General features: G+C 74.2%; 11 protein-coding genes. 8 read left to right on the top strand and 3 right to left on the bottom strand.

Annotation, left to right across the window (positions count from 1 at the left end):
• Positions 1-133 precede the first annotated feature (133 nt).
• Positions 134-754, bottom strand: a complete 621-nt coding sequence (locus OCU29_RS10030; RefSeq protein ID WP_179614591.1) for a nitroreductase family protein — start codon at positions 752-754, stop codon at positions 134-136.
• A gap of 61 nt (positions 755-815) precedes the next feature.
• On the opposite strand from OCU29_RS10030, the gene OCU29_RS10025 reads away from it, so the two are divergent.
• The 4 genes from OCU29_RS10025 to OCU29_RS10010 all read left to right on the top strand — a co-directional run bounded on the left by OCU29_RS10025 (position 816) and on the right by OCU29_RS10010 (position 5,048).
• Positions 816-2,036: an allantoate amidohydrolase gene (locus OCU29_RS10025; RefSeq protein WP_261819792.1), complete on the top strand. Its 1,221-nt coding sequence runs from the start codon at positions 816-818 to the stop codon at positions 2,034-2,036.
• The gene (locus OCU29_RS10020; RefSeq protein WP_306799017.1) at positions 2,033-3,364 is read left to right on the top strand and encodes a formimidoylglutamate deiminase; all 1,332 of its coding nucleotides are present in this window, start codon (positions 2,033-2,035) and stop codon (positions 3,362-3,364) included. Before OCU29_RS10025 ends, OCU29_RS10020 begins: the two co-directional genes overlap by 4 nt.
• Positions 3,361-4,536: an imidazolonepropionase gene (hutI, locus tag OCU29_RS10015; RefSeq protein WP_261819790.1), complete on the top strand. Its 1,176-nt coding sequence runs from the start codon at positions 3,361-3,363 to the stop codon at positions 4,534-4,536. The genes OCU29_RS10020 and hutI overlap by 4 nt, the downstream gene beginning before the upstream one ends.
• Before the next feature lie 266 nt (positions 4,537-4,802).
• Positions 4,803-5,048 (top strand): hypothetical protein, encoded by a 246-nt coding sequence (locus OCU29_RS10010; RefSeq protein WP_261819789.1) that lies wholly within the window; start codon positions 4,803-4,805, stop codon positions 5,046-5,048.
• A 112-nt stretch (positions 5,049-5,160) separates the two neighbouring features.
• On the opposite strand, the gene OCU29_RS10005 is transcribed toward OCU29_RS10010, so the two are convergent.
• Together OCU29_RS10005 and OCU29_RS10000 are read right to left on the bottom strand one after the other, a co-directional pair.
• A complete protein-coding gene (locus tag OCU29_RS10005) occupies positions 5,161-5,598 on the bottom strand; it encodes a hypothetical protein (protein WP_261819788.1) in 438 nt (145 codons plus the stop codon).
• 56 nt (positions 5,599-5,654) lie between these two features.
• Positions 5,655-7,049, bottom strand: coding sequence for a M1 family metallopeptidase (locus OCU29_RS10000; RefSeq protein ID WP_261819787.1), 1,395 nt, complete (start codon positions 7,047-7,049; stop codon positions 5,655-5,657).
• 110 nt (positions 7,050-7,159) lie between these two features.
• Between OCU29_RS10000 and OCU29_RS09995 the strand changes: the two genes are divergently transcribed.
• From OCU29_RS09995 to OCU29_RS09980, 4 genes are read left to right on the top strand one after another with little or no spacing between them, the layout of a single operon-like run.
• Complete coding sequence (locus OCU29_RS09995; protein WP_261819786.1) at positions 7,160-8,515, top strand: NAD(P)/FAD-dependent oxidoreductase; 1,356 nt, start codon at positions 7,160-7,162, stop codon at positions 8,513-8,515.
• Positions 8,512-9,114, top strand: a complete 603-nt coding sequence (locus OCU29_RS09990) for a TetR/AcrR family transcriptional regulator (protein WP_261819785.1) — start codon at positions 8,512-8,514, stop codon at positions 9,112-9,114. The genes OCU29_RS09995 and OCU29_RS09990 overlap by 4 nt, the downstream gene beginning before the upstream one ends.
• Entirely contained in the window at positions 9,111-10,091 is a 981-nt protein-coding gene (locus OCU29_RS09985; RefSeq protein WP_261819784.1) for an alpha/beta hydrolase, read from the top strand. Before OCU29_RS09990 ends, OCU29_RS09985 begins: the two co-directional genes overlap by 4 nt.
• A 19-nt stretch (positions 10,092-10,110) precedes the next feature.
• Complete coding sequence (locus OCU29_RS09980; protein WP_261819783.1) at positions 10,111-11,550, top strand: cytochrome P450; 1,440 nt, start codon at positions 10,111-10,113, stop codon at positions 11,548-11,550.
• The last annotated feature ends 72 nt before the right edge of the window (positions 11,551-11,622 follow it).

The following is an 11,622-nucleotide window of genomic DNA, read 5'->3' as shown; positions in this document are numbered from 1 at the left end:
CGCGGTGCGGGGGCCGGCCCGGGGCCGAACGCCCGGTCCCACCTGGTCTCGCATCCGAGACACAGGCGGGCCGGGGGTCGTTGACCCGCCACGCGGCGGTGGCTGGACTGGTGCCGTGCCCCTCCGCCCCTGCTCAGCCCCAGCCGCCACGGTGCACCACGTCGCCCACCGGACGTCGGCGACGGGTGGCCGGCGAGCCCTTCGCGCCGGTGCCCTCGGCGCGGTGGCCGATCGTGATCACGCCGATCGGGTCGACGTCGTCGGGCACCCCGAACTCCTCGCGCACCTCGGGCTCGCGGTGCGGCGGCAGCCCGAAGAAGCAGGCGCCGAGCCCCTCGTCGACCGCGGTCTGCAGGATCAACAGGCTCGCCATCGCCGCGTCCATGTGCCAGTAGGGCACCGTCCACGGGTCGCCGGCCGGTGCGCCGTTGCGCCGGCGGGTGCCGTCCTTGTCGGGCTGGGCGTAGCGGTCGAGGTACGCCGCGCGGCTGCTGCACGGCACGACCACCACGGGGGCGCGCATCATTCCGGCCAGCCAGCGGTCCGGGTCGTCGACGTCGTCGGAGGTCGTGCGCCAGAAGCGGCGCACGTCGTCGGGGGTGTCGAGCACCAGGAACGACCAGCCCTGGCTGAACCCGGCGCTGGGCGCCCGGGTGGCGTTCTCGAGCATCCGGTCGACCTGCTCGCGTGCCACCGGCCGGTCGGCGTAGTCGCGGACCATCCGGCGGCGGCGTACGACGTCCTGGAACTCCATGGCGACGAGTATGGCCACGAGCTCGGACACGACCAGCGTGGGGCGAGAGGCAGGTGGCCCGGTGGCCGATGACTTCGAGGCGATGTGGGGCGCGCTGGCGCCGGTGGGCCGCTCGGCCGCCAGCGGCGGCTACTTCCGCCAGCCGTGGGCCGGCGCCGAGCGCGAGCTGCGGGCCTGGTTCGTGGAGGCGTGCGAGCAGCGCGGCCTGCGCGTGCAGGGCGACGGCCTGGGCAACCTCGTCGGCTGGTGGGGCGAGGAGCACGCGACCCGCCCCGACGAGCGGCTGCTGACCGGCTCGCACCTCGACTCGGTGCTCGACGGCGGGGCGTACGACGGCCCGCTGGGCGTCGTCTCGGCGCTCGCGGCGATCGACCGGATGCGGGAGCGCGGCGTGGTGCCGGCCCGGCCGGTGGGCGTCTCGGTCTTCGTCGAGGAGGAGGGCTCGCGCTTCGGCCTGGCGTGCCTGGGCTCGCGGCTGCTGACCGGCGCGACGTCGTGGGAGCGGGCGCGCGAGCTGCTCGACCGCGACGGCGTGGCGCTGCCCGATGCGCTCGAGGCGGCCGGGCTGCCGGGCCCACAGGCCGGCGACCCCGACCTGCTGGCGGGCGTGACGACCTTCGTGGAGCTGCACGTAGAGCAGGGCCGGGCCCTGGTCGACCTGGGCCGCGCGATCGGGGTGGCCAGCGGGATCTGGCCCCACGGGCGCTACCGCTTCGAGCTGAGCGGCACCGCCGACCACGCCGGCACCACGCGGATGGAGGACCGGGCCGACCCGATGCTGACCTACGCGACGACCGCGCTGGCCGCCGACGAGGAGGCCCGTCTGGCCGGTGCCCGCGCCACCTTCGGGCGCGTCGAGGTGGTGCCCAACGGCACCAACGCCGTGCCGTCGCGGGTCACCGCCTGGCTCGACGCGCGCTGCGAGTCCGAGGGCGCCCTGGCCGAGCTGGTGGCCGGGCTGGAGCGGCGCGCCCGGCAGCGCGCCGAGCTCGACGGCACCGAGGTGCGGGTGGTCGCCGAGTCGGTCTCGGGCCTGGTCTCCTTCGACCCCGACCTGGCCCGCCGCGTCGCCGCCGACCACACCGGCGGCGACTGGCCGGTGCTGCCCACCCAGGCCGGCCACGACGCCGGCATCCTCTCCGGCGCTGGCATCCCGACCGTGATGCTCTTCGTGCGCAACCCCACCGGCGTCTCGCACTCCCCGGCCGAGCACGCCGAGCTGCCCGACTGCCTGGCCGGCGTCGACGCGCTGGCCGACACCCTCGAGCGGCTGTGCACGTGACGGGGCCGACGGCGTACCTGCTCGAGCGGGCCTGGGTCGGTGGGCGGGTCGAGGACGACGTGCTGGTCGAGGTCGAGGGCGGCCGGTTCACCCGGGTCGAGGCGTCGGCCCGGGTGCCGTCCGGGGTCGAGCGGGTCCCTGGCCTCACCCTCCCCGGCCTGGCCAACAGCCACAGCCACGCCTTCCACAGGGCGCTGCGCGGGCGCACCCAGCGCGGGGGCGGGACGTTCTGGACCTGGCGCGAGCAGATGTACGACCTCGCCGGGCGGCTCGACCCCGACGACCTCCTGGCGCTGGCCACCGCGCTCTACCGCGAGATGGCCTCCGTCGGGATCGCGACGGTGGGGGAGTTCCACTACCTGCACCACGCCCCCGACGGACGCCCCTACGCCGAGCCCAACGAGACCGGCCTGGTCCTCGTCGAGGCCGCCCGGCGCGCCGGGATCCGGCTCACGCTGCTCGACACCTGCTACCTCTCCTCGGGGTTCGGGGCGCCGGTCGAGGGTGCGCAGGTGCGCTACAGCGACGGCGACGCCGAGCGGTGGGCGCAGCGGGTCGAGGCGCTGGCCGCCGCGGTCGCCGACCAGCCCCACGTGGTCGTCGGCGCGGCGGTGCACTCGGTGCGCGCGGTGCCGCGCGAGCAATTGGCGACCGTGGTCGAGGGCGCCCGGGGCCGGCCGCTGCACGTGCACCTGAGCGAGCAGCGCGCCGAGAACGACGCCTGCCGCGCGGCGTACGACGCCTCGCCGACGCAGGTGCTCGCCGAGGCCGGGGTGCTGGGCCCGCTGACCAGCGCCGTGCACGCGACCCACCTCGACGACGCCGACGTGCTGGCCCTCGGCGCGAGTCGCACACACGCCTGCTTCTGCCCCACCACCGAGCGCGACCTCGGCGACGGGGTCGGGCCGAGCCGGGCGCTGCACGACGCCGGGAGCGCGCTGACGCTGGGCTCCGACAGCCACGCCGTGGTCGACCTCTTCGAGGAGATGCGCGCCGTCGAGCTCGACGAGCGGCTCGTGGCCGAGCGCCGCGGGCACTGGGCCGCCGCCGAGCTCCTCGGGGCCGGGCTGCGACACGACGCGCTCGGCCTCGACGACGCCGGCGTGATCGCGGTCGGGGCGCGCGCCGACCTGGTCACCCTCGACACCACCAGCCCCCGCACCGCCGGCACCGGCGCCGACGCGCACACCGCCGTCTTCGCCGCCACCGGCGCCGACGTCACCCGGGTCGTCGTCGACGGACGCCTGGTGCACACCCGCGAGCAGGCCCCCGAGGTCGGCCGCGACCTCGCCGCCGCGATCGACCGCGTCTGGAAGGACGACCGATGACCTCCCTGCTGATCACCGGCATCGCCGAGCTCGCCACCAACGACCCCGCCCGGGTCGGGCCCGGCGACGTCCTCGGGCTGGTGCCCGACGCGGCCGTCGTCGTCGAGGGGGGACGGGTCGCGTGGGTCGGACCCGCCGTCGAGGCGCCCACGGCCGACGCCGCGGTCGACGTCGGCGGCCGCGCGGTGCTGCCCGGCTTCGTCGACAGCCACAGCCACCTCGTCTTCGCCGGCGACCGGTCGGCGGAGTTCGCGGCCCGGATGGCCGGTGAGAGCTACTCCGCCGGGGGCATCCGCACCACCGTCGCCGCCACCCGCGCCGCCACCGACGAGCAGCTGCTGGCCCACGCCGCCGGGCTGGTGGCCGAGATGCGCCGCCAGGGCACCACCACCGTCGAGATCAAGAGCGGCTACGGCCTCAGCGTCCACGACGAGGCCCGCTCGCTCGCGGTGGCGCGCGAGCTCACCGACGAGACGACCTTCCTCGGCGCCCATGTCGTGCCGCCCGAGCACGCGGGCGACCCGGCGGCGTACGTCGACCTGGTCACCGGCCCGATGCTCGAGGCGGCCGCGCCGCACGCGCGCTGGATCGATGCCTTCTGTGAGCGCGGCGCCTTCGACGCCGACCAGGCGAGGGCGGTCCTCGAGGCGGGCGCTGCCGCCGGGCTGCGGGGGCGGCTGCACGCCAACCAGCTCGGCCCGGGCCCGGGCGTCCAGCTGGCCTGCGAGCTCGGCCTCGTCGCGGTCGACCACTGCACCCACCTCGACGACGCCGACGTCGACGCGCTGAGCGGGAGCGGCACCATCGCCACTCTGCTGCCGGGCGTCGAGTTCTCGACCCGCCAGCCCTACCCCGACGCGCGTCGGCTGCTGGACGCCGGCGTCGACGTCGCGCTGGCCTCCGACTGCAACCCCGGCTCCTGCTTCACCAGCTCCATCCCGTTCTGCGTCGCGCTCGCGGTCCGCGAGATGGGGATGACCCCGGCCGAGGCCGTCCGCGCGGTCACCCTCGGCGGGGCCCGCGCCCTCGACCGCGACGACGTGGGCGTGCTGGCACCGGGCAAGAGGGCCGACCTGGTCGTGCTCGACGCCCCCAGCCACGTGCACCTGGCCTACCGCCCCGGGGTGCCGCTGGTGCGCTCGGTCTACCGCGGCGGCGTCCCGCTGCAGTGAGGTCTCGCCGGGTGTGTCCCGGTCGACGGCCGCGCCCGGCAGCGAGAAAGTGTGGAGTCCTGGATCAACCTGGTTCATCCAGGACTCCACACTTCCGATCCGGTCTGGTTCGCGCTGCCGTCTGACGATGACCAGCAGCAGTGGGAAGCCTTGGCCGCCGAGAGTCAGGCAGATGGTTCGTTCCTCGTGCGTGCAGTGCCCCTCTTCGCCTATGACCTGAACTAGGCGACCGGGTGTCGGCAGTCCCGTCCGCAGAGGGATCGCTGGTGGCCACGCGAGTGCTGGAGGACGGGCGCCGCTTCACCTTCCGCGTCGCGCTGCACGCTGGCGGCTCGACGGTCCCGGAGGTGGTGCGTACCTACGGGTCGTTGGGATGCCTCGTCGAGGGCTGGAGCGAATCGCTTGTCGGGCTGTCCTGCGAGGAGGTGCAGGCGCAAGCCGTAGCGGACCGCCTGGCCACTGACGAGGAGCAGGACCGCCTCGCCTACGAGACGGGGCGTCAGGCGTCCTAGCTCGTAGCGCCCGTACGCCGGCGGGGTGGTCATCGCGTGCTGCACTCCTCGTCCGTGACCGGCCGCGGCCATCCAGGACTGGCGCGCGGTGCGCGTCAGCTGCCCGCGTCGATCACTCCTCCGACGACTCGGCAGCCACGACGTCGCGCGACAGCCGTCGACCCGCTGCGAGCGAGACGACGGCGAGGCCGAGGACGAGCGCAGTGAAGGGCAGAGCACGTGCGTCGAGCTCGCCACGGGACCAGCGCCACGCCAGGAGCGCGGAGTAGATCACGAAGAACCCGGCGTACCCGATGCCCGAGATGTAGGCGTAGCGCGGGTCCCGCTCTGCGTCACGGGTGCGGACGAGGACCACGAGGCGCCACGAGAGCCACGCCCAGAAGGCCAGGCCGACGGCCGCCGCGAGCTGACGGCTCGGGTCCCCACTGACGAGCCCGCCGAACGACCGGGGGACCTGGAACACGACGAACCCACCGATCACGAACACCAGGACGATGCGCTTCAGGAGCCTGGTGGCGGGGTCGTCCGGCACCTGCTGGTCATCGGTCACGCCCCGACCCTCTCAAGCCCTGCACCCGTGGGGCCGACCAGCCCACGGCATCCCGGTCAGTAGCCCCGCGGCTTCCCGTCGCGCACCAGCCACTCACGGAACAACCCGTCCAGCTCCTCGCCCGAGACCCGTTCGGAGAGGCGCAGCAGGTCGCGGGTGGTCACGTTGGCGTCGTGGTGGCGGCGCACCCAGGCGCGCAGGATCGCGAAGAAGTCGGCGTCGCCGACCCGCTGGCGCAGCGCGTGCAGGGTCATCGCGCCCCGGGTGTAGACCGGCGCGCCGAAGAGCTGGGAGCTGTCGGTGAAGCGGGTGGGCGCGGGGCTCCACAGGTCGTCGGAGGCCGGGCGGGCGTAGAGCGCCTTGAAGCGCTGGCCCGGGCGCGGCCCGCCGTGCTCGGCGGCGTAGAGCCACTCGGCGTACGTTGCGAAGCCCTCGGCCAGCCAGATGTCGTGCCAGTCGGTGAGGGTGACCGCGTTGCCGACCCACTGGTGGGCGACCTCGTGCACGACGGTGGAGGTGGTCGCGGCGCCCGGCGGGTAGAAGGCACGGGTCTGGGTCTCGAGGGCGTAGCCGACCCTCGCGTCGTCGACCACGAGGCCGGCGGAGGTGAAGGGGTAGGGCCCGAAGAGCTCCTCGTTGAACGCGAGGATCCCGGGCAGGGCCTCGCGGGCGTCGGCCGCGTCGCCGGTGGTGGGGTCGGTGAACGACCAGATCGGGATGGTGCGGCCGTCGACCGACGTCGTCGCCGACTCGTGCACGTCGAACTGCCCGATCGCGACCATCGCCAGGTAGGTGGCCATCGGGTCGCGCGCGTCCCAGCGCCAGGTGGTCGAGGTCGCGGTCTCGTCGCGGCCCACCAGGTCACCGTTGGCGGCGACCTCGTAGCCGGTCGGCACCGTGATCGCGTAGCGGAACCGGGCCTTGTCGCCGGGGGTGTTGTTGGAGGGCAACCAGGTCATCGCGCCGACCGGCTCGCCCAGCGCCACCGCACCGTCCGAGGTGCGCACCCAGCCCTCGGTGGAGCCGTCGGCGTCGGTGTGCTCGGGCGGCTCGCCCTGCCACGACACCGACACCGTGAACCGCCCGCGGCGCACCGGCTCGCTGGGGGTCACGACCAGCTCGTGCGCGCCCGTACGCCGGTGCTGTGCCGCGACCCCGTCGACGAGCACCTCGGTGACGCGCGGGCCCGAGAAGTCGAGGTGGAAGGAGTCGAGGGTCCGCTTGGCGCTGGCGCGCACCAGCACCCGGGTCCGGGCCCGGTTGGTCAGCGGCTGGTAGTCCATCGCGACGTCGTAGACGCGGACCTGGTAGCCGCTGTTGCCCTGGGACGGGAAGAGCGTGTCGCCCGCGGGACGGGCCGAGGCCGGCGCACCGGGCAGCAGGGTCGCGGCGAGGGCGAGAGCAGCGAGGGTGGGGGCCGGGCGCGCGCGACGGCGCGGGGAGGTGGGCACCGACGAAGCGTACGGCCGCGGCGGGCGGGGAGAATCAGTTGACGCGTGTCAAATCGCGCCCTAGCGTGTCCCACGTCACACCGACGTCCGCCCATGCCCCAGGAGGCCCCGTGCCCGCTCCGACCCTGCCGACCACCGCCGTCATCGGCGCCGGCATCAGCGGGCTGACCGCCGGCAAGATGCTCACCGACTACGGGGTGCCCTACACCTGCTACGAGAGCTCTGACCGGATCGGCGGCAACTGGGCCTTCGGCAACCCCAACGGGCACAGCAGCGCCTACCGCTCGCTGCACATCGACACCTCCAAGCACCGGTTGTCCTTCAAGGACTTCCCGATGCCCGAGCACTACCCCGACTTCCCGCACCACACCCAGGTCAAGGCCTACCTCGACTCCTACGCCGAGGCCTTCGGGCTGCTGGACCCGATCGAGTTCCGCAACGGCGTCGAGCACGCCGACCCCGCGCCCGGCGGCGGCTGGGACCTGCGCCTGCAGTCGGGCGAGGAGCGCCACGTCGACCTGCTCGTGGTCGCCAACGGCCACCACTGGGACCCGCGGATGGCCGACTTCCCCGGCGAGTTCACCGGCACCTCGATCCACTCGCACCACTACATCGACCCGCACGACCCGCTCGACTTCACCGGCAAGCGGATCCTGGTGGTGGGCCTGGGCAACAGCGCCGCCGACATCACCGTCGAGCTCTCCAGCCGCAGCCTGCAGAACGAGGTCACCCTCTCGACCCGCTCGAGCGCCTGGATCGTGCCGAAGTACACCGGCGGGCTCCCGGCCGACAAGTACTACGTGACCACGCCGTACCTGCCGCTGAAGTGGCAGCGCAAGGTGCTGCAGAAGATGCAGTTCATGGCCGGCTCGAACCCCGAGCTCTACGGGCTGCCCAAGCCCAACCACAAGTTCTTCGAGGCGCACCCGACCCAGTCGGTCGAGCTGCCGCTGCGGCTCGGCTCGGGCGACGTCACGCCCAAGCCCAACGTCTCGCGCCTCGACGGCTCGACGGTGCACTTCGAGGACGGCACGTCGGGGGAGTTCGACGTCATCGTCTACGCCACCGGCTACAACATCACCTTCCCGTTCTTCGACCCCGAGGTGATCAGCGCGCCCGGCAACCAGATCCGGCTCTTCAAGCGGATGTTCCTGCCCGGGCGCGACGACCTGGTCTTCATGGGGTTGGCCCAGTCGACCCCGACGCTGTTCCCCTTCGTGGAGTGCCAGGCCCGCCTGCTCGGGGCCTACGCGGTGGGCCGCTACCGGCTGCCCGACGTCGCCACGATGGAGCAGGTCATCGACGCCGACCAGCAGAAGTACACCGGCCACGTGCTCGACCGGCCCCGCCACACCCAGCAGCTCGACTACTTCATCTACGAGCACGAGATGCGCACCAAGGAGATCCCGGCGGGCCGGCGGCGCGCCGAGCGGCTCGGCGGCGGCGTGCTGGCAGGCGCCCGGTGAACGCCCTCGACACCGCCACCCCGCGCGGCGACCAGCGGCGCACGGCGCTGCTCAACGCCCTCGACGCGCTGCTGCAGGACTCCTCGTTCGAGGCCGTCAACATCGCCGAGATCTCGCGCCGCGCGGGGGTGACCCGCTCGGCCTTCTACTTCTACTTCGAGAACAAGGCGGCCGCGGTCGCGGCGCTGATGGAGCAGATGTACGACGACACCGCCGCGGCCGCCGCCCTGCTGACGGGCGAGGGCACCCCGCAGGAGCGCATCGAGGGCACCATCCGCGGGCTCTTCGCCAGCTGGGACCGCAACGAGCACCTGTGCCGCGCCACCCTGGAGGCCCGCGCCTCCAGCGCCGCGGTGCGCGAGATGTGGGACTCCGACCGCGAGTCGTTCGTGCCCGTGGTGGCGTCGATGATCGACGCCGAGCGCGAGGCCGGCCGCGCGCCCGACGGGGTGGCCGCCACGACGCTGGCCACGGTGCTGCTCGAGCTCAACGACCGCATGCTGGAACGCAGCGCCATCGGCGGCCCGCTGGGCCGCGAGGAGCTGGTCGAGGGCGTGGTCGCCGTGTGGCTGCGCACCATCTACGGAAGGACGTCATGACCGACACGACCCTGGCTGACACGACACTGGCCGACACGACCCTGGCCGCCCCGGCCCCGACCCACCACGAGGTGCGCTTCGCGTCGGGCTCCGACGAGTGCGTGGCCACCCACGTGCCGGCCGCGCACGACCGGCTGGCCGGACCGGCCGGGCGCCCGGTCGTGGTGATGGCCCACGGCCTGGCCGGCACCGTCGACTCGGGGCTGCTGCCCTTCGCCGACGGCCTGGCCGCCGCGGGGCTCGACGTGCTCGCCTTCGACTACCGCGGCTTCGGGCGCTCGGGCGGGGCGGTGCGCCAGCGGGTCTCGGTGGCCGGCCAGCTCGAGGACTTCCGCGCCGCCGCGACCGCGGCCGCCGCGCTCCCGGGCGTCGACGCGGGCCGCCTGGTGCTCTGGGGCGTCTCGCTGGCCGGGGGTCACGTGCTCGCCGTCGCCGCCGGGCGCGACGACGTCGCCGCGGTGGTCTCGCTGACGCCGCTGGTCGACGGGGCCGCGGCCGGGCGGCTGGCGCTGCGCCACCACTCGCCGCTGACGCTGGCCCGCTCGACCGTCGACGGGGTGCGCTCGCGCGCGCTGGCCTCGCGGCGCGGCCCGGTGATGGTGCCGGTCGTGGCCGACCCCGGTGAGCAGGGCGCCCTGACCCTGCCCGGCTGCAAGGAGGACTACCTCGCGCTGGCCGGGCCGTCCTGGCGCAACGAGGTCGACGCCGCCGTGGCGCTGGAGCTCGGCAGCCACCGCCCGGTCAAGAGTGCCAAGGAGGTCACCTGCCCGCTGCTGGTGCAGATCGCCGACTTCGACCGGCTCGCCCCGCCGCAGGCGGCGGCCAAGGCGGCGGTCAAGGGGCGGGCGGAGGTCCGGCACTACCCCGGCGACCACTTCGACGTCTGGCCCGGCAAGGACTTCTTCGCCCCCGCCCTGGCCCACCAGGTGCACTTCCTGACCCGGCACCTGGCGCCGGCCCTCGACACGACGGGGTGACGTACTCCTAGTATGTGACATGGCCACCTCTCAGAACGCCCTGCTCGACGCGCTCCCCGAGACCGGGGAGCTCACCGAGGAGCGGTTCCGTCGGATGAGCGGCGCCTCGGTCGGCGAGGCCGGCGCTCCCCGGGTGGCCCCGCAGGGGCTGCCGCCGGGGCCGCGGTGGCCGGCCCTGGTGCAGACAGCGGCGCTGCTGCGCTTCCGGCACTGGATGCACCCCTACCTGCACCGCACCTACGGCGACGTCTTCACCGTGCGGCTGGTGCCGCGCGCGCAGCCGCTGGTCTTCTTCACCCGCCCCGAGCACACCAAGGAGATCTTCGCCGCCGACCCGGAGTTCTTCCACGCCGGCAAGGGCAACGCCATCCTCGGCCCGATCATGGGCGAGCACTCGCTGCTGCTGCAGGACGGCGCCGACCACAAGCGGGCGCGCAAGCTGCTGATGCCGGCCTTCAACGGCGCCGCGCTGCGCGAGTACCGCTCCCTGGTGACCGACCTGGCCGCCGACGAGGCGGCGCACTGGCCCGACGGCGTCGTGCTGCGCTCCCTGGACCGGATGAACGTGCTGACCCTCGAGGTGATCCTGCGGGTGGTCTTCGGTGTCACCGACGAGTCCAGGCTGGCCGCGATGCGCCCGCGGGTCAACGCCACCGTCGACATCAGCCCCGCGGTGCTGCTGGGCTGGGGCTACCCGCGGCTGCAGCGCTTCGGGCCGTGGCGGCGCACCGTGCAGAACCAGGCCGAGCTCGACCGGCTGATCTACGCCGAGATCCGCGAGCGCCGAACCGCCCCCGACCTCGCCGAGCGCAGCGACGTGCTGTCGCGGCTGATCCGGCACGGTGTGGAGGAGGGCGACGAGCTCAGCGACACCGAGCTGCGCGACCAGCTGATCACCCTGCTGCTGGCCGGGCACGAGACGACGGCCACCTCCTTGGCCTGGGCGCTCTACGAGCTGGGCCGCGACCCCGAGCTGCTGCGGCGCTCCCAGGCCGCCGCCGACGGCGACAGCGCCGAGGACGACGCCTGGCTCGAGGCGGTGATGAAGGAGTCGATGCGCCTGCACCCGGTCATCCCGATGGTGGTGCGCACCCTGATGCGGCCCGCCACCGTCGGCGGCGTCGACCTGCCGCGCGGGGTCACCGTCGGCCCCTCGATCATCGTGACCCACCAGAAGTCCGAGCACCACCCCGACCCCGACGCCTTCCGCCCCGAGCGCTTCCTGGGCCAGAACCCGCCGACCAACACCTGGATCCCCTTCGGCGGCGGCGTACGCCGCTGCATCGGCGCCGGCTTCGCGCAGATGGAGGGCGTCGCGGTGCTCCGCGAGGTGCTGCGCGTCCACGACGTCGCCACCCCGGTCGACGACGCCCCGAAGGTCCGCAACATCACCTCGGTGCCCCGCGACGGCGCCCGGGTCCGCGTCTCCCGGCGCGACCCGGCTCATATCTCCCGCTGACCCGTCCCAGATCTCGCGCCGACCCGGCGCAAAACCACTCGCGGCGGGGCCACGCTCCTGGCAGCGTGGCCC

The sequence above is a fragment of the Nocardioides sp. OK12 genome (assembly GCF_024341885.1).
Lineage (GTDB): Bacteria > Actinomycetota > Actinomycetes > Propionibacteriales > Nocardioidaceae > Nocardioides > Nocardioides marinisabuli.
The sequence above is the reverse complement of the archived record's forward strand: the minus strand, read 5'-3'. Positions and strand labels throughout refer to the sequence as shown.

Bases quoted from the DNA above. Each gene is read 5' to 3' on its own strand.
- OCU29_RS09980 (WP_261819783.1), top strand. From the start codon at position 10,111: ATGGCCACCTCTCAGAACGCCCTGCTCGACGCGCTCCCCGAGACCGGG.
- OCU29_RS10030 (WP_179614591.1), bottom strand. From the start codon at position 754: ATGGAGTTCCAGGACGTCGTACGCCGCCGCCGGATGGTCCGCGACTAC.
- OCU29_RS09985 (WP_261819784.1), top strand. From the start codon at position 9,111: ATGACCGACACGACCCTGGCTGACACGACACTGGCCGACACGACCCTG.
- hutI (WP_261819790.1), top strand. From the start codon at position 3,361: ATGACCTCCCTGCTGATCACCGGCATCGCCGAGCTCGCCACCAACGAC.